The organism is Geobacter hydrogenophilus (assembly GCF_018501225.1).
Classification (GTDB): Bacteria; Desulfobacterota; Desulfuromonadia; order Geobacterales; family Geobacteraceae; genus Geobacter; species Geobacter hydrogenophilus.
Window position 1 is genome coordinate 69,245 of the sequence record NZ_JAHCZI010000005.1, and the last position, 22,143, is coordinate 91,387.

The window sequence follows — 22,143 nt, forward strand, 5'->3', positions numbered from 1 at the left end:
CGGCCAGTTACGCCTACTTCTCCAGCAGCGCCTTGATCCGTGCCACCGCCTCCATGGCGTCCCGGGCGTAGAGGTCGGCGCCGATCTCGTCGGCGTATTCCTGGGTCACCACCGCCCCCCCCACCATGGTAAAAGTCCGGATGCCGGCCTCCTTCAGCCGCGCAATCACATTCTCCATCTCGGTCATGGTGGTGGTCATGAGGGCCGAGAGCCCCACGGCATCGACCCCCAATCCCCGGGCCTCTTCCACGATCCGGTCGGCAGGGACGTTCTTCCCCAGGTCGATCACCTCGAAGCCGTGGTTCTCCAGGAGCGTGCAGACGATGTTCTTGCCGATGTCGTGGATATCCCCCTCGACGGTTGCCATGAGAATCTTTCCCCGGCTGGCGGCGGGAGCCCCCTTCATGACCTCCTTGAGGCGGCCAAAGGCGGCCTGCATCGTGTCGGCCGACTGCATCACCTGGGGAAGGAAGACGAGGTTCTTCTCGAAGCGCCGTCCCACCTCCTCCAGGCCGGGGAGGAGCCCTTCGTTGCTCACCTGGAGCGGTTCGAGCCCCTGGTCCAGCGCCTCCTCAACCAATGCAACGATATTCTCCCTGTCGCCGGTGATGACGGCACGCTTCAAGCGCTCTCGAATGTCGAGGGACTCGCCGGACACTGCCGGCTCGGGGGCGACGGCGGCCGTTCCGGCATAGGCGGCGATGTAGGCGGCAGCGCTGGGGTCCCGGTTCAGGAGGACCATGGCCGAACGCCAGGCCGCCATCATCTCTTCCTCTTTCGGATTGACAATGGCGGCGTCGAGCCCCGCGGCCAAGGCCATGGCGAAGAAGGCCGAGGAGATAAGGGGACGGCGGGGGAGACCGAAGGAGATATTGCTGACGCCGAGGACCGTGGGGCAGCCGAGGGTCTCCTTCACGAGGCGCACCGCCCGCAGGGTTTCCATGGCCCGCTTCTGCTCCGCGCTCACGGTGAGGGTCAGGCAGTCGATCACCACGTCGTTGCGGGAGATGCCGCGTCCTTCCGCAGCGGCCACGATCCGCTCCGCCACGGCCAGGCGCCCCTCGGCCGTCTCGGGGATGCCGGTCTCGTCCAGGGCCAAGCCGATGACGGCGGCGCCGTACTTCTTCACCAGGGGGAGGACCCGCTCGATGCTCTTCGCCTCGCCGTTCACGGAGTTGACAAGGACCTTGCCATCGGCCGCCTTGAGTCCCCGCTCCAGGGCCGCCGGATCGGAAGAATCGAGGACCAGCGGTACGGCGGCGCTGCCAGTAACGCAGAAGACCGCCCGCTCCATGGCGGCGGGCTCGTCGATCCCCGGGGTCCCCACGTTCACGTCCAGGAGATGGGCGCCGGCAGCCGTCTGTTCCATTGCCTCGCGGCGGATGGTGGAGATTTTCCCCTCCCGCAGCTCCTGGGCAAAGGCCTTCTTGCCGGTGGGGTTGATCCGCTCGCCAATGATGGCCGCGGGAAGGCCCCCGCCGAGGGCGACGACGGAGGTGCGGCTCGCCAGGAACGTGACCCCGGCCGGGGGGCCGCAGTCGCGCCACGACTGGTCGCGGTCCGCCAGGGCTTCCTTGATGGCCCGGATATGGGCCGGCGTGGTGCCGCAGCAGCCGCCGATGACCCGCACGTTCAACTCCAGCATCCGGTCATGGAAGGCGGTCATGTCGTCGGGGGTGCCGGGGAAGACAGTCTTGCCGTCCACCAACTTCGGGAGCCCCGCATTGGCCTGGGAGATGAGGGGAACCCGGGTCACCCCGCGCATGGCTCCCATGACGGCGCAGATGCCGTCAGGACCGAGGCCGCAGTTGGCGCCGACGATGTCGGCCCCGGCCGCCGCAAGGGTCACGGCGGCCGCCTCGGGAGGAGTGCCGAGGACGGTGCGCCCCTCGTTGTCGAAGGTGAGCTGGGCGATGATGGGGATCGTGGGGGAGAGCTCCCGGATGGCGATGACCGCGGCCCGGATCTCCTTGATGTCGAGGAAGGTCTCCAGGGTGATGAGGTCGGCGCCGGCTTCGATGAGTGCCCCGGCCTGCTCCCGGAAGAAGCCTGCCATGGCGTCGAAGGTCACTTCCCCCACCGGTTCCACGAAGAGCCCCGTGGGCCCCATGGAGGCGGCCACGTAGGCCCGGTCGCCGCAGACCTCCCGGGCGATCTCCACGGCCCGGGCGTTGATCTCCCGGACCTTCTCCTCCAGGCCGTAGTGCTCCAGCTTGGGGCGGGTACCGCCGAAGGTGTTGGTGACGATGATGTCGGCCCCGGCCTCCAGGTATTCCCGGTGGACGCCGGCCACCACCTCGGGCATGGTGAGGTTCAGTTCCTCGGGAGACTGACCGGGGCGCAGCCCCCGCTCCTGGAGCATTGTCCCCATGGCCCCGTCAAGGACCAGGACCCGTTCTTTTATCGCCTGCAGGAAGGGTGTTTTCATGGCGTCGCCACCTTTTTGTCATTTTTTTCCAGGGAGAAATCGGGGGGAATGGGAAGGCGCAGGTCCAGGTGTCCCGTAAGGGTCTCAACCTCTGCGCCGTCGACGAGAAACTTGACCCCCTTGATCTGGGGGTAGTTGAGGCAGATGGTATTGACCACCGAGTAGACCGCGGCCATCTCAGAGGAACTTCCGCCGGGAAGCCCTTTCAGGAGATCGTCGCCGAAATCCACCACGGCCGTCTCCCCCTCGATCCGCACATCACGCACCACGGCATTGGGGGGGAGGGTCGGATGGAGGTCCCCCACGGGGCCATTGGCCACCTCGTCCACGAGGGACTCGACGCACTCGGGAAGGGATTCGCAGGCCGTCATCTGGCGTCCCTCGCGGCCGAGCCCCTCGGCGTCGGGAGTGGCAAAGAAGAGAGTCACCTGGACGGTGCCCACCGGTTTCGGCTCCGGCTTGGTCGTGGGAAGGTCACGGCTCGCCTGGTACTTGCCGAAAAACAGGAGGCCGAACACAATGGCTGCGATGAGGAAGGCGGCGAGCACGAGTTGCTCCCGATTGTGGGGCTTGGTTCTCTTCATGGGTTCCTATTCCTTTTCCGCGTCGAGGCTCACCTGATAGACGTCGCCCAGCTTGCCCCCGAGGAACCGGTTGCCGACCCGGATAAACCCCGCCGGCACGTCGGACACGAAGTAGTGGTGGTTTCCCTGCTCGGAGGTGGGACGCAGGAGCTCCCGCCCCCGGAGGATCTCCGCCACGGTGCGGGCCGTCTCCTCGGCAGAGTCCACGAGCTTCACCTCCTGGCCGATGGTCTCGCCGATGATCTTCTTGAGAAGGGGATAGTGGGTGCAGCCGAGGACCAGGGTGTCGACCCCCGCCTCCCGCAGACCAGACAGATAGGTGCGGGCGGTCAGGTGCGCCACCTCGTTGTCGGTCCACCCCTCCTCGGCCAGGGGAACGAAGAGGGGACAGGCCCGGGTCACCACCTCAACCTCGGGGTTGATCCGCTTGATGGCCTTGGCGTAGGCGCTGCTCCGGATGGTCCCCTCGGTGCCGATGACCCCCACCTTGCCGCTGCGGGTGACGGCGGCTGCCCGGCGGGCCCCCGGCTCGATGACGCCGACCACGGGGATGGAGAGGGTCTGCTGCAGGGCTTCCAGGGCGCAGGCAGAGGCGGTGTTGCAGGCCACCACCAGGAGCTTGATGTCGCGGTGCACGAGAAACGAGGCGATTTCGAGGCTGTAGCGGGTGACGGTTTCCGGGGACTTGGTCCCGTAGGGAACCCGGGCCGTGTCGCCGAAATAGATGGTGTCCTCCTGGGGGAGGGCCTTGATGATCTCCTTGAGGACGGTGAGGCCGCCGACCCCCGAGTCAAAGATGCCAATGGCTTTCCAGGGCAAGGTTTCTTCTCCGCGCATCTCCGGTCCGACCCGAACGGCCGGTGCTTTCGGTTGTTGGAATAATAAAAAATATATATAGTAGGTGAGCCGTCGACAAAATGTCAAGGCATTTGCCCCCTGGGAAACCAACAGCTGAACGCTTCATTTTCCGTGCAAAATCTGCTATATAGATCAGACATCCAACAGCAACCCCACACCATCGGGAGCCCCCATGGACAAACAGGACATGCTCGACAAGGGTAAGGAAGCCCTCACCCCCTTCGAGACCCAGAACATCGTCACCTTCATAAAGAACCTCACCCTCAAGGGTGCCATGGAAAATCCCTGGATCATCGGCATCTTCGCGATTCTGGTCTTCTATGCCGTCATCAAACGCTCCAAGGGAGTCCTGGCGTTCCTCTTCGCCGTAGTCTCCATCGCGCTCCTGATCCGCTTCACCCTCCCCACCGGCGGAGGGGATGAACTATCCCTCAGCTCCACCCTCCCCTTTGCCTTTGGCGGCCTCGTGATCGGCGGCTTCCTCATCTATTTCCTCTTCATCAAATCGGAGTAGCCCCGTGCACCGTGTCGGCTTTACCACCACCATCCCGCTGGAAGTGATCCTCGCGGCGGAAAAGGTCCCCGTGGACCTGAACAACGTCTTCATCACGAGCCCCCGGAGCCACCAACTCATCGAGGAGGCAGAGGTGGACGGCTTCCCCCGAAGCACCTGCGGCTGGATCAAGGGGATCTACGCCGCGGTCCTGGAGGAAGGGATCAAGGAACTGGTGGCCGTGACCGAGGGGGACTGCAGCAACACCCGGGCACTCATGGAGGTGCTCTCCCTGAAGGGGGTGGAGACGGTCCCCTTTGCCTACCCCCACGACCGGGACACCGAGAGCGTCCGCTTCGAGATCGAGAAGCTCATGCGCCACTTCGGGGTGGGGTGGGACGCGGTGAACCTCTCCCGTGAGCGCCTCGGGCGCATCCGGCGGAAGGTGCGAGAAATCGACCGCCTCACCTGGAAGGAGAATCGGGTCACCGGCGCCGAGAACCATTACTACCAGGTCTGCACTTCGGACATGAACAGCGATCCGGATCGCTTCGAGGCCGATGTGGACACCTTCCTGGCGGAAGCGAAAAACCGCATCCCCTTTAAGGACACGCTGCGGCTCGCCTACATCGGGGTCCCCCCCATCTTCGACGACCTCTACCAGTTCACGGAGAGCCTGGGGGCCCGGGTGGTCTTCAACGAGACCCAGCGCCAGTTCGCCATGCCCTTTGACACGGTGGACATGGTGGAGCAGTACCGGGCCTACACCTATCCCTACGACATCTTCCACCGGCTCGCCGACATCCTCCTGGAACTGGAGCGACGCAAGGTGGACGCGGTCATCCATTACGTCCAGTCCTTCTGTTTCCGGCAGATCGAGGACATGATCGTGCGCCAGAAGGTGCCGCTCCCCATCCTGACCCTGGAGGGGGACAAGCCGACCCCCCTGGACGCCCGTACCAAGATCCGGATCGAGGGATTCCTCGAAATGCTGGCGGGGTAACGCACCATGCAGATCGGCATCGACCTGGGAAGCAGAAAGGCCAAGTTCGCCCTCCTGGACGGGGAGCGGATCGTGCGACTGGCGGACCATGACACCGTCACCTTCTACAAGCGCTACGGCCGCCTCGCGGGGGACGAGTTGGAACTGGACCTGGCGGCCAGCGGCATCTTCACCCCCGACGAACTGGCCGGGGCAGCGGTGGTGGTCACCGGCTACGGCCGCAACACCCTCGCCCTCAGGGGAGCGCGGGTCATCTCGGAGATCCGGGCACACGTGGCCGGGGCGCTCCTCCAGACGGGGCTTCGGGACTTCACCCTCCTGGACATGGGGGGACAGGACACCAAGGTGGCTCTGGTGAGGGGAGGAAAGCTCGCCGACTTCGTCATGAACGACAAGTGCGCCGCCTCCAGCGGCCGCTACCTGGAGAACATGGCGGCCATCCTGGAGCTGTCACTGGATGAACTCTCCTCCCACTGGGAGGACCCGGTGAAGCTCGATGCCACCTGCGGCATCTTCGGCGAGTCGGAGCTCATCGGCCAGATCCTCCGGGGGCATCCCGTGGAGCGGCTCTGCGCCGGAGTGAACCAGACCCTGGTCAAGCGGGTCATGCCGATGCTCAAGCGCTTCGCCTCGGAGACCATCGTCCTTACCGGCGGCGTGGCCCGCAACCAAGGCGTGGTGCGCCTTCTGGAAGGGGAAACGGGACTCGCGGTGATCGTGCCGGAGCATCCCCAGCACAACGGGGCCATCGGCTGCGCATTTACGGGGACCGGCAGCTAGGGTTCAAGGTCTGCAAAAAACGGAGGTTTCATGAAGTTGGCAAAAAAAGACTGGTTCTTCATCATTCTCATCATCGCCGTATTCGGCACCTTCTGGGCCATCTCCGGCGAGGTCAAGACCAAGAAAGTTCCCTTCGACGACAACCACAAGAAGTTTTACGATGCATTCAACAGCGGCGCCTCCAAGATCGACCTGGACGCCCAGTGCCCGGCGTGCCACTTCGAGGGGCCCGGCGGCATCCCCTTCCCCAAGAAGCACCCGGTGAAACCGGCCGACGGCCCCATGCGCTGCCTCTTCTGCCACAAGTTCAAGGCGAAGTAATCTGCCTGCGCCATGGGGGGGACCGTCCTCAATCTCACCCGTGAACTGGAGCGGCTCGTTGGCCATGTCACGGGCCACGTCCCGGAGCTGGCCCACATCGACCCGGCCCAGCTCCTCATCTGCATCTCCTCCACCCGGGGGGGCGGCATCCGGGGAACCTACGCCAAGATCCATCCCCTCCGGTTCCCCGGCGGGATGAAGACTGCAGAACGGCGGCGGGGACGGCACACCTACCTGAGCACCATGCCGTCGGTGGCCCACCGGGGAAAGGAAATCCTCTACGTCATCTACTTCCTGGTTCCCCGCTTTTTCGACCTCCCCATCAGGGAAAAGCTCATCACCGTCTTCCACGAGCTCTACCACATCTCCCCCGCCTTCGACGGCGACATCCGCCGCTTCCCGGGTCGAAACTTCGCCCACGGCAGCTCCACGAGAAAGTTCAACGCATACATGGGGAAGCTCGTGGATGCATACCTGGCAGGTCACAACGATCCGGAACTCACCTCTTTTCTCGACGGCACCCTGGCGGAACTCAGGGACCGGCACCGCACCATTGTGGGAAGGCGGTTCCGCATCCCCGTGATAAAGACGGAGCGGCGCTGAATCGACACGAAATGTTAAAGTTTCCCCGGTAATGGACGAAAAGTCATGTAAGCAGCCGCTTACAGACAAGGAGGACCAGACGACATGGCAATAGTATGGCGCGACGACCTGCTTACCGGGGTCGACGAGATAGACGCCCAGCACAAGGAGCTTTTCAGGCGTTTCGACGACCTGCTGAATGCCTGCAACGAAGGAAAGGGAAATGAGGAAGTGCTCCGGCTCTTCACCTTCCTGGACGAGTACGTGGTGACGCATTTCACCGCCGAGGAGCGGATCATGCGTCTGTGCGACTACCGGGACTACCTGGAGCACAAGCAGCAGCACCAAGGGTTTGTCCGCAGACTCGAAGAGCTGAAACGAAAATTCAGGGACGAGGGGGCCGGCCTGACGCTGGTCATCTCCACGAACCAGATGATGATTCAGTGGCTCATTCGCCACATCGACAAGATGGACAGGGAGATTGCCGGCTACTTCGGCAAGTAGGTCCGCATCCCTCAAACTAACCGTATCACCCCTCGACGGCCGGGTCTCTGTATCCGGCCGTCTCTTTTTGGGCGCCACTGCGCACCTGTTAAATCACTTGCGACATCTCCGGGCAGGCGCTAAAATTGGCAGAAATTTCACTGACTACCAACCGGCGTCACCCCCACGGCTCCCCATGCGCATCCTGATCATAGAAGACGAGAAAAAGGCCGCCGCCTACCTCCAGAAAGGATTCACTGAGAACGGCTTCTCGGCGGACACGGCCCAAAACGGCGAGGATGGCCTCCACCTGGCCCGCACCGAGGCCTACGACCTCGTCATCCTCGATATAATGCTCCCCGGCCGGGATGGCTGGTCGGTGCTGGAAGAGCTGCGGCGCGGGGGGAGCGAGGTGCCGGTCATCTACCTGTCGGCCCGGGACGCGGTCCAGGACCGGGTGCGAGGCCTGGAACTGGGGGCCGACGACTACCTGGTGAAACCCTTTGCCTTTTCGGAACTGCTGGCCCGGGCCCGCAACATCCTCCGCCGGGGACCGGCACGGCAGCCGGAACGACTGCGGGCCGACGACCTGGAAATGGACCTGGTGGGCCACAAGGCCTGGCGGGGAGGGACCCCCCTCGACCTCACCACCAAGGAGTTTCTCCTTTTGTCGCTCCTGCTCCGCCGCAAGGGGGAGGTCCTCTCCCGGACCCTCATCGCCGACCAGGTCTGGGGCATCAACTTCGACAGCGACACCAACATCGTCGATGTGGCAATCCGCCGTCTGCGGCGCAAGGTCGACGACCCCTTCGAGCGGAAGCTGATCAGCACCGTCCGCGGAGCAGGCTATGTCCTCGACGGCGCGTGAAGGAACCCGCCCGGAGACACTCTCCCTCACCGCACGGCTCACCATCCTCTCCACCCTGGCCACCACGTGTGTTCTCCTCTTTGTCATCGTCTTCCAGTTTCTTGCCTTGGCAAGCGACCTGGAGTTCGAGGACAACAACTTCATCATCGAGAAGATACGGGTGATCGAGGCGGTCATCGCCCGCCACCCCGACGACTCCGCCCATCTTGACCAGGAAGTCAACTGGGAAGGAGCCATGCGGCAGGACACCCGTTACCTGGTTCGAATCATGGGGCGGCAGGGAAATGTGGTCATGGAGACACGGGGAATGGACCGCATCGTGCCTGCCCGCCAGTTCCCCCCGCCAGCCCGGGATTCCCGCGCCATCGGCCAAGGCAAAAAGCTCCACGTCCCGGACGGGCGGATCTATCTGCTGAACTCCGCCTGGGGAACGTCGGAGAAGGGGCTTTCATCCCGCGTTATCCAGGTGGCCCTCGACGTGACCGACGACGAGGAGATCCTGGAGGGATACAAGAAGAAGATGGCTTTTGTGTTTCTGGCCGGCATTTGCCTTTCGGCCGCTCTCAGTGCCGTGGTGGTGCGCCGGGGCCTCCGCCCCCTGGCAGAGATTACCGGTGCGGCCGGCCGCATTGACATAACAACCCTAGACGAACGCCTCGGTGCCCGGGTATGGCCCCGGGAACTGGCCCGCTTCGCCGCCGCCTTCGACGGCATGCTCGACCGCCTAGAAACGTCCTTCGACCGGCTCGAAGCATCCTCCGCCAACCTGGCCCACGAGATCCGCACCCCCATCAACATCCTTCGGGGCGAGGCCGAGGAGGCTATCTCCCGGGTCCGCTCCTCCGAAGAGTACCGGCGGGTCATCGAGTCGAGCCTTGAGGAGTACGAGCGCCTCTCGCGCCTGATTGACAACATCCTCTTCCTGGCCAGGGCCGAGCAACGGATCGAGCCGATCCCCCTGAACATGCGCGGCGAACTGGAACTGCTCCTGGACTTCTACGGCACCCTGGCGGAAGAGAAGGAAATAACCATTTCCTGCTCCGGCCGGGGTGAGATTCATGCCGACCCGCTCCTCTTCCAGCGGGCCGTCGGCAACCTGCTCTCCAACGCCATCCGCTACACCCCCGCAGGAGGGGCGATCACCGTTTCCTGCATCCGGGACGACGACGGCTCAGCCCGCCTCACCGTCACCGACACCGGCATCGGCATCGCGCCGGACGACCTTCCCCGGATTTTCGACCGATTCTACCGCAGCAGCGAGGCCCGCGCCCTCAATGCCCAGGGGACCGGCCTCGGCCTCGCCATCGTCCGCTCCATCATGGATCTCCACGGAGGAGGCGTTTCAGTCTCCAGCGAACCGAGGCGGGGAACCGCCGTGACGCTTCACTTCCCCGCAATCACAGCACCATCGTAACATTCCAAGATGACGAAATTGTCATCTTCCCGTCATGGTCCGGTCAGGTTTCCATCGGTAAAATCTTCGGCTAACGCATAAATCCCTTTTGTCAGCGGAGCCCCAATGACCATTCGCCGCACCTTTGGCATCATCACCCTCTTTTCATTCATCCACCTCGCCATCTCCACCGTCACCCGCACCATTCTCCTCGCCATGGTCCCCAAGGGGTCGGGGCTCACGCTCCCCCTGGTGGCAAAGGCCTACGGGACAGGGTTCATTTTCGACGCGGCGGCCCTCGCCTATCTCCTCATCCCGGCGGCCCTCTACCTGATCGTCGCCCCCCGGCGGCTCGTGGGGAGCAGCGGGCACCGCTGGGTGGTCCGCACCGCCCTCTTCGTCATCCTCTACGCCCTCATCTTCGGTGCCGTGGCCGAGTACTTCTTCTTCGAGGAGTTCTCGACCCGCTTCAACTTCATTGCCGTGGATTACCTGATCTACACCCATGAGGTAATCGGCAACATCCGCGAGTCGTATCCCCTTATGCCGATTCTCGGCGCAATCTTTGCCGTTTCCCTGGTCGTGGTCTTTCTCCTCCGCTCCGCCATCGACCGGGCCGCCGCCGCGACCTTTACCGGCCGCTACCGCCGCCTCGGCGCCACGCTCCTTGCGGCCCCCCTGGCGGCCCTCCTCCTCGTGAACATCTCGGGCGCGGAGATTTCTGCCAACAGCTACGCCAACGAACTGGCCGGCAACGGCCTCTACGGCCTGTTTGCGGCCTTCCGCAACAACGAACTCGATTTCAATCGCTTCTACGTGACCCGCGACGACAAGCAGATGCTGGCCCGGCTCAGAGACCAGGTAGAAGAACGCAACAACAACTACGCCACACCCGCCCCCCGCATGACCCGGCAGATCAGGGGCGAAGGGAAGGAAAAGCGGCTCAACGTCATCGTGGTGGTGGAGGAGAGCCTGAGCGCCGAGTATCTGGGAATATTCGGCAACGCCAAGGGGCTCACGCCGAACATCGACCGCCTCTCCAGGGATTCCCTCCTCTTCACCCACCTCTACGCCAGCGGCACGAGGACGGTCCGGGGACTCGAAGCACTCACCCTCTCGATTCCGCCGCTCCCCGGAACGTCCATCGTGAAACGCCCCAACAACGGCGGGTTCAGGTCCTGGGGCGAGATCATGAAGGAGAAGGGGTACGATACCCGTTACATCTACGCGGGTTATGGCTATTTCGACAACATGAACGCCTTTTTCTCCGGCAACGGCTTCGACATCGTCGACCGCAACAGCTTTGCCAAGGACGAGATCACCTTTGCCAACATCTGGGGCGTCTGCGATGAAGACCTCTTCCGCAAGACCATCAAGGAGGGGCGCCAGTCCTACGAAGCGGGGCGTCCTTTCTTCAGCATGGTCATGACCACCTCCAACCACCGCCCCTTCACCTACCCGGAGGGGAGGATCGACATCCCCTCCAAGACCGGCCGTGACGGAGGGGTGAAATACGCCGACCACGCCATCGGAAAGCTGATCGAAGAGGCCCGGAAGGAGCCCTGGTTCAAGGATACGATCTTCGTCTTCATCGCCGACCACTGCGCCGGCAGCGCCGGCAAGACCGAACTGCCGGTGAAGAAGTACGAGATCCCGCTCCTTGTCTACTCCCCCCACAACGTGAAGCCGGGAAAGGTGGACCGGATAATGGGCCAGATCGACGTGGCCCCCACGGTGCTCGGGCTCCTCAACATGAGCTACACCACCGACTTCCTGGGGCGCGACATCCTCAAGGCCGACACGCAGCCCGAACGGGCCTTCATCTCCACTTACCAGAAGCTGGGCTACATCGAGGGTGACCGGCTCCTGATCCTCAGCCCCCAGAAAGGGGCGTCGCTGGCCCGGTTCGACCGCCGCAGCGGCGACACCCAGCCGCTCCCCATGGATGAACAGTCCCTCCAAAAAGCCCTTGCCTGGTACCAGGGGGCGAACTATATTTACAAAAATAGGCTCAACAGGCTCCCCTGACCATGAAGACACGTACGACCGCGCCCCTTGATGCCCCATTCTGGCTCAGTCACGGGATAGTGCCGCTTCTCCTCTTCGTTTTCGCGGCCACGGCCTGCGAGATTACCCACGTGGACCTGGTCCTGGCTGACCGCTTCTACGATTTCACTGCCGGTACCTGGCCAGCCCGGTACTCGTGGTGGGCCCAGTGGCTCATCCACGAGCGGGGGCGTGACCTGATCGCGGCGGTCGCATCGCTTTCTTTCATCGCCTGGGTCCTGTCGTTCCAAGTTGTCCGGCTGCGCCCCCTCCGCTGGGCTGTCCTCTACCTGGCTATGGCCATAGGCATTGGCATTTGCCTCGTCGCCGTCGGCAGAGGCTTATCCGGCCGCCACTGTCCCTGGTCCGTGGAACGCTACGGCGGGCCGGTCCCCTATACCCGGCTCTTCGAGGGAAATCCCCCCGGCGCCAACAACGGCCATTGTTTTCCGGCGGTACACGCCGCCGGAGGTTTTTCCCTCATGGCCATATACTTCGCCCTGAGGGACCGCCGCATCAAGATCGCCCGGGCTGGCCTCGGGACGGGATTCGCACTCGGCACCATTTACGGCTATGCCCAGATGGCACGGGGTGCCCACTTTTTTTCACACGCGGTCTGGTCCGCGGCCATCTGCTGGTTCTCGGCCCTGGGGCTCTACTGGATTTTCAGGCCCCACCTCGCCCCATCGGAAAGCGGTGGAGCCGCCGCCGATGAATCACGATTTGCTCCCGCCACTCACACGGGAGAGACGGTATAACGACGACACGACATTCGCCACCCTGCAGCATCCGACACCAACTGAGAAAATCCTCCCCGTGACAAGGAAAGGTAGCCCGTGCAGCCCCTCACCACCGACGACAACTTCCGCGGAAAGCTCACGACGCCCAATGCCTGGGATCTGGCGGCATTCTTTCTTGTCATGGGCATCATCGCGCTCCTCGCCTGGGGAAGCAGAGAAATGGCCCTTCCCTATGTACCGGGGAAGACGGTCCCCTCCCTCTCCCCTGATCCGTGGCACCTCCCCTACTATGCTCTGCGGACCGTAATCAGGATGGGTGCGGCCCTCTGCCTCTCCCTCGCCTTTACCCTCACCTACGCAACCCTGGCAGCCAAAAACCGCCGGCTCGGCCCGATTCTCGTGCCGGCCCTCGACATTCTCCAGTCGGTGCCGATCCTCGGCTTCCTTTCCGTGACCGTAACCGGCTTCATCTCCCTTTTCCCGGGGAGCCTCCTGGGGGTCGAGGCCGCATCCATCTTTGTCATTTTCACCTCCCAGGCATGGAATATGGCCTTCAGCTTCTATCAGTCGCTGAAAACCGTCCCCCGGGACCTGGGAGAGGCGGCCACCATCTTCGGCCTCTCCCCCTGGAAGCGATTCTGGCGGGTCGAGGCCCCCTTCGGCGTTCCCCCCCTCATCTGGAACATCATGATGTCGGTCTCGGGGGGGTGGTTTTTCGTGGTGGCCTCCGAGGCGATCACCGTGGGGAAGACCTCCGTGACCCTCCCCGGCGTCGGCTCCTACATGGCGCTCGCCATCCACCGGCAGGACCTGGGCGCCATAGGGTGGGCCCTGGCGACCATGGCCCTGGTCATCTTCCTCTATGACCAGCTCTTCTTCCGCCCCCTCGTGGCATGGGCCGAAAAATTCCGGGTGGAGCTCACCGAATCGGGAGCCCCACCAGAATCGTGGCTTCTCACCATCTTCACCCGGACGCGGCTCATGGGCCGGCTCCTTCATCTGGTTGGCACGCTGCCGGCACAGCTTGCAGAACGTTTTACCCGGCCCCGCCGCATCCGGCGCCGGTCGAGGCGCCCCATCCGGCCAGAAATACAGAGGACCATCGATCTCGCCTGGAACGCGATCTTCGCCCTGGCTGCGCTCTACGGCCTCTGGAAACTGGCAACCTTCGTGAGCGTCATCCCTCTCCACGAGGTGCTCTCCGTCTTCGGGCTGGGCCTGGCTACCCTGGCGCGGGTGACGGTCCTCCTCGCCCTGGCCTCGCTTCTCTGGGTCCCCGTGGGGGTCAGGATAGGGCTCAATCCCCGGTGGGCGACACGCGTTCAGCCGGTGGCCCAGTTCCTGGCCGCGTTCCCCGCAAACCTCTTTTTCCCGGTAGTGGTGGTCCTCATCGTCCACTTCCGGCTCAATCCCGAAATCTGGACCGCCCCCCTCATGATCCTCGGCACCCAGTGGTACATCCTCTTCAACGTCATCGCCGGCGCCTCCGCCATCCCCAACGACCTGCGCGAAGCGGCGACCAACCTGGGGCTGTCTGGGTGGGAGCTCTGGCGGCGGCTGCTCCTCCCCGGCATCTTCCCCTCCCTCGTGACGGGGCTGGTGACCGCCTCGGGGGGAACCTGGAACGCGAGCATCGTTGCCGAGATGGTGAGCTGGGGCCCCACCACCCTCACCGCCACCGGCCTCGGCTCGGCCATTGCCCGCTGGACCGAGCAGGGGGACTACCCCCACATCATTCTCGGCATCGCGGTAATGAGCATCTTCGTTGTCTGCCTGAACCGCCTCTTCTGGCGCAGACTCTACCTCCTGGCCCAGACCAGGTATCGCCTTGACTAGGAACCGCCCATGACAACTTCAGCGTCCGCCGAACTGCTCCGGCTCGACAGCATCAGAAAATCGTACCGCAAGACCGAGGGTGATGAGCACCTCGTCCTCGACGGAGTAGCCCTCGCCGTGGGTGAGGGGGAGATTGTCGCGCTCCTGGGCCGTTCGGGTTCGGGGAAATCGACTCTCCTGCGGATCATCTCCGGGCTTGTCGCCCCCGGTGGCGGCACTGTCAGCTACGGGGGAAAACCGGTCACCGGTCCGGTGGAGGGGGTGGCCATGGTCTTCCAGACCTTCGCCCTCATGCCCTGGCTCACGGTCCTCGAAAACGTGGAGTTGGGCCTCCTGGCCCGCCGGGTTCCGGCGGCGGAAAGGCGCCGCCGCGCCCTGGAGGCCATCGACCTGATCGGCCTCGACGGCTTCGAATCCGCCTTCCCCAAGGAGCTATCCGGCGGGATGCGCCAGCGGGTCGGCTTTGCCCGGGCTCTGGTGGTGGAGCCCGACCTCCTCCTCATGGACGAACCCTTCTCGGCCCTGGACGTCCTCACCGCCGAAACCCTCCGCACCGACCTGATCGAACTCTGGATCGAGCGGCGCATACCGACCCGTGGCATAATCCTCGTCTCCCACAACATCGAGGAATCGGTCCTCCTGGCCGATCGGATCGTCATCCTCGGGAGCTCCCCCGGCCGGATCGTCGCCGAGGTCCCGGTCCACCTTCCCCACCCCCGGGACCGGGAAGCCCCTGCTTTCCGCAAGCTCGTGGACGACGTCTACGCCCTCATGACCGAAAGGCCTCGCGGGGTAACGCGCCCCGAAGGGGTCCCCCTCGGCCACCGCCTCCCCGACGCCTCAGTCTCCCGCCTCACCGGCCTCATCGACGCCCTGGCCCGTGAGCCCTACCGGGGTCGGGCCGACCTCCCCGAAATCGCCGACGATCAGGGGCTCAGCGTCGACCACCTCTTCCCGCTCCTGGAGGCCCTGGAAATCCTCGGGTTCGCGCGGGTTGAAGCTGGCGACGTGGAACTCACCCCCTCGGGGAAGAGCTTCGCCGAGGCCGACATCCTCCGGCAGAAGGAGATCTTCGCCGAGCACCTGGTACGCCGGGTGTCGCTGGCGGCCCACATCCGCCGGGTGCTCGACGAGCGCCCCGGCAACCGCGCCCCGGAAGAGCGCTTCCTCCGGGAACTGGAGGACTACCTGAGCGAGGACGAGGCCCAGCGGGTCCTGCGGGTCGTCATCGAATGGGGGCGCAACGCCGAGATCTTCGCCTACGACGAGAGCGCCGGGGTTTTAAGCCTGGAAAACCCGGTCGAGGGTGAAGAATAAGCCCGGAATACTTCCTTGACTCCATCCGCTTATCCGGATATATTTTCCCCATGAAACAGACAGCCCGTTTTTTCAAATCCCTGGCCGACGAAACCCGCCTCCGGATCCTGGCACTCCTCCTGGCGGAGGAGAAGCTCTGCGTCTGCGACCTCATGGCGGCCCTGGAGCTCCCCCAGTCCACGGTGTCGCGGCACCTGGCCCAACTCAAGAACGCCGGCTGGGTGGACGACCGCCGGGAAGGGGTCTGGGTCTACTATTCCCTGGCGACCTCCGACATCCCCTCCCGCGGAGAACTCCAGACCCTCCTGGCACGGTACCTTGCCACGGAACCGGTCGCCATTGCCGACCGTGAACGTCTCGCCGGCTTTGGCCAAGGGAATCGCTGCGCCTGATTTTTTTGCACGATTCCATCCGCCTATCCGCATATGCACCAGACAGGAGATTTCATGAAACAGCGCGTCCTCTTTCTCTGCACCCACAACGCTAACCGATCCCAGATGGCCGAGGGGCTGGTGAACCATTTTCTTGGCGAGCGGTGGGAGGCCAGTTCCGCCGGCACAGAGGCAACCGCCGTCAATCCGCGGGCGATCAGGGCCATGGCCGAAATGGGGATCGACATCTCCGGCCAGCGCTCCAAAACTCTTTCTGAATTCGACGGCCAGACCTTTGACCGGGTCATCACCCTCTGTGGTGGTGCTTCCGAGAAGTGTCCCCTCTTTGTCGGCGGGGTCCGGCGCGAGCACCTGGGCTTCGACGACCCTTCACGGGCCACGGGTACCGAAGAGGAAATCATGGCCGAGTTCCGCCGGGTGCGGGACGAAATGAAGAAGGCGCTGCTCGAATTATTGACCACCCCCTAGGGGCGATCCTTGTGATCGCCCTTGCCCTGGGCGAACACACGATTCGCCCCTACAAAATGTATCGGGAGAAAACTTCATCATGACGGAACATGTCTCGAAAAACCTCTCTTTCCTCGACCGCTGGCTCACTCTCTGGATCTTCGCCGCCATGGCCCTTGGGGTGGGACTCGGCTGGTTCGTGCCGGGTGTCGAACAGTTCATCAACCGCTTCCAGGTGGGGACCACCAACATCCCCATCGCCGCCGGTCTCATCCTCATGATGTATCCCCCCTTCGCCAAGGTGAAGTACGAGGAGATGCCCGAGGTCTTCAAGAACAAGAAGATCCTCGGCCTCTCCCTCGCCCAGAACTGGCTCATCGGACCGGCGCTCATGTTTGCGCTCGCCATCGTCTTCCTTCCCGACAGGCCCGAGTACATGGTAGGGCTCATCATGATCGGTCTGGCCCGCTGCATCGCCATGGTCATCGTCTGGAACGAGCTGGCCAAGGGGAACACCGAGTACGCCGCCGGCCTCGTGGCCTTCAACAGCATCTTCCAGGTGCTGTTCTACAGCGTCTACGCCTGGTTCTTCATCACCGTCCTCCCCCCCCTCTTCGGCCTCTCGGGAAGCGTGGTGGAGGTGAGCATCGGCCAGATCGCCAAAAGCGTCTTCATCTACCTGGGTGTCCCCTGCATCGCCGGGGCTCTGACCCGCCTCATCGGCGTGAAGGTCATGGGAAAGGAGCGCTACCACCGGGAGGTGGTCCCCCGCATCGGCCCCATCACCCTCGTGGCGCTGCTGTTCACCATCGTGGTCATGTTCAGCCTCAAGGGGAACCTCATCGTCCAACTGCCGCTGGACGTGGTGCGGATCGCCATCCCGCTCCTCATCTACTTCGTGGTGATGTTCCTGATCTCCTTCTGGATGGGGAAACGGCTCGGGGCAGACTATACGAAGACCACAACACTGGCCTTCACCGCGGCCAGCAACAACTTCGAACTGGCCATCGCCGTGGCAGTGGCGGTCTTCGGCCTCAACTCGGGCGCGGCCTTCGCGGCGGTCATCGGCCCCTTGGTGGAGGTACCGGTAATGATCGGGCTGGTAAACGTGGCGTTCTGGTTCCAGCGGCGCTGGTTCCGGGCCATTGCATGAGGATGCGGGTAGAATCAATGAAATTCTCAGGGAGGGAACCATGAAGGAGTGTCAAGTCACCAATTGCAAGGAGGAGAAAATGTCTCTGGACAGGAAAACCTTGGAACTCGTCGCCATAGGAGCTTCGGTGGGCTCAGGCTGCGCCGATTGACTGGATTACCACCTCAAGTCAGCCCGTGAGGCTGGCGCAACCGCAGCGGAACTCTGTCACGCGGTGCGGATGGCGGAGAAGGTCAGGAAGGTGCAGCTACAAAAACACGAAAAGTTTTCCGAAAAAGTCTGCGAGTTGATTCAGGAACTCAGCTAATGACCCTGCCATTTGCCGAAAAGAAGAACCATCGGGCTGCAGGAAGGGTAATTTGCGTGATCGTTTAGTCATTCATTCACGGAGCCTGTGATGTTCAAACCGTTCGCCGACTACCTCATATTTGATCTCTTCGACCTCACCCCCGGCAGCCACCTGGGCGATGCCCTCAACTTCTTCATCTATGACACTCTGAAGATATTCTTTCTCCTCACGGTCATCATCTTTGTCGTGGCCATCGTCCGCTCCTGGTTTCCGCCGGAGCGGACCAAGCGCATCCTTTCCCACGAACGGGAATACGTGGGTAACGTCATGGCGGCGCTCCTGGGGATCGTCACCCCCTTCTGTTCCTGCTCAGCGGTGCCGCTCTTCATCGGCTTCGTGGAGTCGGGGGTTCCCCTGGGAGTCACCTTCTCGTTCCTCGTCTCGTCACCCATGGTGAACGAAGTGGCCCTCATCATGCTCTGGGGAATGTTCGGCTGGCGGATCGCGCTGATCTACATCGGCATGGGGCTCCTGGTGGCCATCGTTGCCGGCATTGTCATCGGGCGCTTGAAGATGGAGAAGTACGTCCAGGATTACGTCTGGGAGATGCAGGTGGGGAACGCCGAGATAGCCGAGCAGAGCTGGCCGGAGCGGTTCGCCTATGCCCGGGAGTATACCATCGGACTCCTGAAGAAGATCTGGCCCTACGTGGTGGTCGGCATCGGCATCGGCGGCTTCATCCACGGCTACGTCCCCCAGGACTTCCTTGTCCGATGGGCCGGCCGCGACAACCCCTTTGCCGTGCCGGTGGCCGTGGCCCTCGGAGTGCCGCTCTACAGCAACGCCGCCGGGGTGATCCCCATCGTCCAGGCCCTGACCGCCAAGGGGATGGCCATGGGGACGGTGCTCGCGTTCATGATGGCGGTCACCGCCCTGTCGCTGCCGGAAGCCATCATCCTGAAGAACGTCCTCAAGAATCGGCTCCTGGGGGTTTTTTTCGGCACGGTTGCCGTGGCCATCACCATGGTAGGATATCTGTTCAACGCTATACTGTAGAAGCACTGAAAGGAGGTCGCCCATGAAAATCGAAGTTCTCGGCGCTGGCTGCGCCAAGTGCAAGACCCTCTACGAGAACGTGAAGAAGGCCGTCGAGATGAGCGGCAAGGAGGCGGAGGTGGTCAAGGTCGAGGATATCCCCTCCATCATGAAGTACGGGGTGATGTCGACGCCAGCGCTGGTGATTGACGGTGTTGTTAAATTCTCCGGCAAAACGGTCTCGCCGGAAGAGATCAGGGGGATGCTCTGATGCGCGTTCTCGCCCCCCTTTTCCTTCTCCTCACCGCAACCGTCGCCCGGGCGGAACTTCCCTCGGCCAGCGATGCCGCCATCAACCAGACCCTTGCCTCGGGCAAGCCGGCGATCATCGATGTGGGGGCCAGGTACTGCATTCCCTGCAAAAGGATGGCGCCCATCCTCGAATCCCTGGCAACGGAATACCGGGGCAAGGCCGGTGTTCTGTTCATCGACGTCAACGAGAACCAGGCCGCGCCAAAACGGTTCCGGGTACAAATGATCCCGACCCAGATATTCTTCGACGGCCGGGGGAAGGAAGTGAAGCGGCACATGGGCTTTATGGAAAAGGCCGATATTGTCAAGGAACTGAAGGCCCTGGGAGCACGGTGAACTTCCTCGACAACATCGAGCAGATTGTCGCGACAGAGCCGCTCCTGGCATTCGGCGCAGCCTTTCTTGGGGGGGTGCTCTCGTCGGCCTCCCCCTGCGTCCTTGCCACCATTCCCCTCGTGGTTGGGTTTGTTGGGGGGTATGCTGAGGGGGACCGGAAGAAGGCGTTTTTCTATTCCCTGGCCTTCATCATCGGCCTGTCGCTCACCTTCACCATCTTCGGCGCAGCGGCGGCGCTCCTGGGGACCATGTTCGGCACCGTGGGAGGGTGGTGGTACGTGGCCGTCGGCGTCGTGGCTGTGGCCATGGGACTGCAGATGCTGGGGCTCTATGAGCTGAACCTGCCGGCGCTGCCGCAATTCAGGCCTAAACGAGGCGGGCTCGTGGGGGCGCTCCTCCTGGGCCTCTTCTTCGGGGTCGCCTCATCGCCTTGCGCCACGCCGGTCCTCCTCGCCATCCTTTCCTTCGCTGCCCTGAAGGGGACCATCCTGTACGGGACACTCCTCCTCTTCACCTACGCCCTCGGCCACTGCCTCCTCATGCTCGCGGCCGGCACCTTCACCGGCTTCGTGGAGGCCTTCGCCGCCTCGCGGGGGTTGGCCAACGCCTCCCTCTGGGGAAAGCGGGTGAGCGGCCTCATCATCGCGGCCGTGGGTGCCTGGTTCATCTGGCGGGCATTCTGAACCAAAGATTAAAGGAGACTACCAAGCATGCTGTGTGACAAATTCCTTCGGCTCCAGGAACTCTACCGGAAGGCGGCGCTTCTGGCCATCATCACCATCGTCTACAACATCGTGGAGGGGGTGGTGTCGGTGGGCTTCGGCGCGGCGGACGAGACTCTCTCCCTCTTCGGGTTCGGGCTCGACTCCTTTGTGGAGGTGATTTCCGGGGTGGGGATCTGGCACATGGTGCGGCGGCTTCAGCGGGGAGAAGAGGAGAAGCGGGACTCCTTCGAGCAGCGGGCGCTGCGGATCACGGGCGGGGCCTTTTACCTGCTGGCGGCGGGCCTCGTGGCGACGGCGGCTCTCAGCATTTACAGCGGCCACCGCCCGGAGACCACCGTCTGGGGGATCATGGTGTCGCTGGTTTCGATCTCATTCATGTGGCTTCTTATCAAGCAGAAAACAACCGTGGGAAAGGCCCTCAACTCGCCGGCCATCCTGGCTGACGCCGCCTGCAGCCGGGCCTGCCTGCTGCTGTCGGTGGCCCTTCTGGCCGCAAGCGCCGGCTTTGAACTGACCGGCATCGGGTATCTCGATTCCCTCGGCTCCCTGGCCATTGCCTGGCTCTCCTTCCGGGAGGGGCGTGAGGCCTTCGAAAAGGCCGACGGCATGGCGTGCTCCTGTTCCTGCTCCTGCAACGCTACGGAAAAATCGTAACCGGCGCTGCCCCTACCCCAGCCGCCGGAAGGCCGATGCCTTCACCGCGGCGAAGACCTCGCTCCCCACGGCCAGCTCCAGCTCCCGGGCCGCCTCGACGGCCACCTCGGCCACCAGCCGCCCGGTGCCGCACTGGAGCTCCACCCCCGCTTTCCGTCCCGCCCCGAAGGTATCAGTTACTGTGCAGCAGAGAAGGTTACGGGCACTAATGGCCTCGGGATGCTTCTTGAAGAGGATCATGTCCTTTGAGGAGAGCTCGAAGAGAAGTTCTCCCTCCCCCGGCGGGGCAGTGAGGAAGAGCCGGTTCCCTGCCCAGCCGTAGGAGGTAAGACCGTCATTATCGCGGGGATCGGTGAGCCGCAGGAGGTTGATGTACCCCACGGGGCTCTCCCCCATGCGGCTGCGGGCCAGGTCATCCGGCGTGGCGTCCGCCACCTGGCGCCCCTGGCTGAAGACGATGACCCGTTCGGCCATGAGTTGCATCTCCACCAGGGAGTGGGATATGAAGAGGTACGGGATGGCAAGGGCTTCGCAGGCCCCCCGCAGGTACGGGATGATCTGGAAGCGAAGGGTGTCGTCCAGGGCCGAGAGGGGCTCGTCCATGAGGAGGAGCCGGGGGTTGGAGAGGAGCGCCCGGCCGAGGGCGACCCGCTGCTTCTCCCCGCCGGAGAGGTTGGTGACCCCCCGGTCCAGAATGTGGCCGATCTTCAGAACGTCGATGATGTCGTCGAGCCCCACCTGGCGGTTCGCCACGGCGCATCGCTTCCAGCCGTAGAGAAGATTCCCCCTGACCGAGAGGTGGGGAAAGAGGTGGGGGTGCTGGAAGACCAGGGCCACCCGCCGCCGCTCCGGCGGCACGTTGATGCGGCGGTCGGCTGAGAAGAGGGGCTCGCCGTCCAGCATTATCTCGCCGCTGTCGGGATGTTCGAGCCCTGCAAGCATATTCACCAAGGTCGACTTGCCGCTCCCCGACTCGCCGAAGATGCCGATGCGGTTCCCCGCGACGGTGAAGTCGGCCGCCAGGTGGAACGCCCCGAAGGTCTTGGTGCCCCTCACCAGCAATTCCAT

General features: G+C 63.5%; 24 protein-coding genes. 20 read left to right on the forward strand and 4 right to left on the reverse strand.

Going from position 1 to position 22,143, the window contains the following annotated elements:
* Positions 1-13 precede the first annotated feature (13 nt).
* From KI811_RS09975 to murI, 3 genes are read right to left on the reverse strand one after another with little or no spacing between them, the layout of a single operon-like run.
* Complete coding sequence (locus KI811_RS09975) at positions 14-2,428, reverse strand: homocysteine S-methyltransferase family protein (RefSeq protein WP_214186330.1); 2,415 nt, start codon at positions 2,426-2,428, stop codon at positions 14-16.
* Positions 2,425-3,012 (reverse strand): GerMN domain-containing protein, encoded by a 588-nt coding sequence (locus KI811_RS09980; protein WP_214186331.1) that lies wholly within the window; start codon positions 3,010-3,012, stop codon positions 2,425-2,427. Before KI811_RS09980 ends, KI811_RS09975 begins: the two co-directional genes overlap by 4 nt.
* 6 nt (positions 3,013-3,018) lie before the next feature.
* A complete protein-coding gene (gene murI, locus KI811_RS09985) occupies positions 3,019-3,831 on the reverse strand; it encodes a glutamate racemase (protein ID WP_214186332.1) in 813 nt (270 codons plus the stop codon).
* A 211-nt stretch (positions 3,832-4,042) separates the two neighbouring features.
* Here murI and KI811_RS09990 point away from each other — a divergent pair, with 211 nt between their 5' ends.
* The 20 genes from KI811_RS09990 (at position 4,043) to KI811_RS10085 (ending at position 21,075) form a co-directional block, all read left to right on the forward strand.
* Positions 4,043-4,384 (forward strand): hypothetical protein, encoded by a 342-nt coding sequence (locus KI811_RS09990; RefSeq protein ID WP_214186333.1) that lies wholly within the window; start codon positions 4,043-4,045, stop codon positions 4,382-4,384.
* 4 nt (positions 4,385-4,388) lie between these two features.
* Complete coding sequence (locus KI811_RS09995; protein ID WP_214186334.1) at positions 4,389-5,366, forward strand: 2-hydroxyacyl-CoA dehydratase family protein; 978 nt, start codon at positions 4,389-4,391, stop codon at positions 5,364-5,366.
* Between the two features lie 6 nt (positions 5,367-5,372).
* Entirely contained in the window at positions 5,373-6,146 is a 774-nt protein-coding gene (locus KI811_RS10000) for an acyl-CoA dehydratase activase (protein ID WP_214186335.1), read from the forward strand.
* Positions 6,147-6,176: 30 nt separating this feature from the next.
* Positions 6,177-6,467 carry a cytochrome C gene (locus KI811_RS10005; protein ID WP_214186336.1) on the forward strand — a complete coding sequence of 97 codons (291 nt, stop codon included), beginning with the start codon at positions 6,177-6,179 and terminating at the stop codon, positions 6,465-6,467.
* A gap of 12 nt (positions 6,468-6,479) precedes the next feature.
* Complete coding sequence (locus tag KI811_RS10010) at positions 6,480-7,070, forward strand: putative metallopeptidase (RefSeq protein ID WP_214186337.1); 591 nt, start codon at positions 6,480-6,482, stop codon at positions 7,068-7,070.
* Positions 7,071-7,154: 84 nt separating this feature from the next.
* On the forward strand, positions 7,155-7,553 hold the full coding sequence (locus KI811_RS10015) for a bacteriohemerythrin (RefSeq protein WP_214186338.1): 399 nt from the start codon (positions 7,155-7,157) through the stop codon (positions 7,551-7,553).
* Positions 7,554-7,728: 175 nt separating this feature from the next.
* Positions 7,729-8,400, forward strand: a complete 672-nt coding sequence (locus tag KI811_RS10020; protein WP_214186339.1) for a heavy metal response regulator transcription factor — start codon at positions 7,729-7,731, stop codon at positions 8,398-8,400.
* Positions 8,381-9,814 carry a heavy metal sensor histidine kinase gene (locus KI811_RS10025; protein WP_214186340.1) on the forward strand — a complete coding sequence of 478 codons (1,434 nt, stop codon included), beginning with the start codon at positions 8,381-8,383 and terminating at the stop codon, positions 9,812-9,814. Before KI811_RS10020 ends, KI811_RS10025 begins: the two co-directional genes overlap by 20 nt.
* A gap of 105 nt (positions 9,815-9,919) precedes the next feature.
* On the forward strand, positions 9,920-11,821 hold the full coding sequence (locus tag KI811_RS10030) for an LTA synthase family protein (RefSeq protein WP_214186341.1): 1,902 nt from the start codon (positions 9,920-9,922) through the stop codon (positions 11,819-11,821).
* Between the two features lie 2 nt (positions 11,822-11,823).
* Entirely contained in the window at positions 11,824-12,597 is a 774-nt protein-coding gene (locus KI811_RS10035) for a phosphatase PAP2 family protein (RefSeq protein ID WP_214186342.1), read from the forward strand.
* A 78-nt stretch (positions 12,598-12,675) separates the two neighbouring features.
* Positions 12,676-14,415: an ABC transporter permease gene (locus KI811_RS10040; protein ID WP_214186343.1), complete on the forward strand. Its 1,740-nt coding sequence runs from the start codon at positions 12,676-12,678 to the stop codon at positions 14,413-14,415.
* A gap of 9 nt (positions 14,416-14,424) precedes the next feature.
* A complete protein-coding gene (locus tag KI811_RS10045) occupies positions 14,425-15,732 on the forward strand; it encodes an ABC transporter ATP-binding protein (RefSeq protein WP_214186344.1) in 1,308 nt (435 codons plus the stop codon).
* Positions 15,733-15,782: 50 nt separating this feature from the next.
* On the forward strand, positions 15,783-16,124 hold the full coding sequence (locus KI811_RS10050) for an ArsR/SmtB family transcription factor (RefSeq protein WP_214186345.1): 342 nt from the start codon (positions 15,783-15,785) through the stop codon (positions 16,122-16,124).
* 54 nt (positions 16,125-16,178) lie between these two features.
* Entirely contained in the window at positions 16,179-16,592 is a 414-nt protein-coding gene (locus KI811_RS10055; RefSeq protein ID WP_214186346.1) for an arsenate reductase ArsC, read from the forward strand.
* A gap of 79 nt (positions 16,593-16,671) precedes the next feature.
* Positions 16,672-17,724 (forward strand): ACR3 family arsenite efflux transporter, encoded by a 1,053-nt coding sequence (gene arsB, locus KI811_RS10060; protein ID WP_214186347.1) that lies wholly within the window; start codon positions 16,672-16,674, stop codon positions 17,722-17,724.
* Between the two features lie 397 nt (positions 17,725-18,121).
* Positions 18,122-19,069 carry a permease gene (locus KI811_RS10065; protein WP_214186348.1) on the forward strand — a complete coding sequence of 316 codons (948 nt, stop codon included), beginning with the start codon at positions 18,122-18,124 and terminating at the stop codon, positions 19,067-19,069.
* A 22-nt stretch (positions 19,070-19,091) separates the two neighbouring features.
* On the forward strand, positions 19,092-19,319 hold the full coding sequence (locus KI811_RS10070; RefSeq protein WP_214186349.1) for a thioredoxin family protein: 228 nt from the start codon (positions 19,092-19,094) through the stop codon (positions 19,317-19,319).
* Positions 19,319-19,696, forward strand: coding sequence for a thioredoxin family protein (locus KI811_RS10075; RefSeq protein WP_214186350.1), 378 nt, complete (start codon positions 19,319-19,321; stop codon positions 19,694-19,696). Before KI811_RS10070 ends, KI811_RS10075 begins: the two co-directional genes overlap by 1 nt.
* Entirely contained in the window at positions 19,693-20,379 is a 687-nt protein-coding gene (locus KI811_RS10080) for a cytochrome c biogenesis CcdA family protein (RefSeq protein WP_214186351.1), read from the forward strand. The genes KI811_RS10075 and KI811_RS10080 overlap by 4 nt, the downstream gene beginning before the upstream one ends.
* A 27-nt stretch (positions 20,380-20,406) precedes the next feature.
* Positions 20,407-21,075 carry a cation efflux transmembrane domain-containing protein gene (locus KI811_RS10085; protein WP_214186352.1) on the forward strand — a complete coding sequence of 223 codons (669 nt, stop codon included), beginning with the start codon at positions 20,407-20,409 and terminating at the stop codon, positions 21,073-21,075.
* A 12-nt stretch (positions 21,076-21,087) separates the two neighbouring features.
* Here KI811_RS10085 and modC read toward each other — a convergent pair whose 3' ends face one another.
* A complete protein-coding gene (modC, locus tag KI811_RS10090; protein WP_214186353.1) occupies positions 21,088-22,143 on the reverse strand; it encodes a molybdenum ABC transporter ATP-binding protein in 1,056 nt (351 codons plus the stop codon).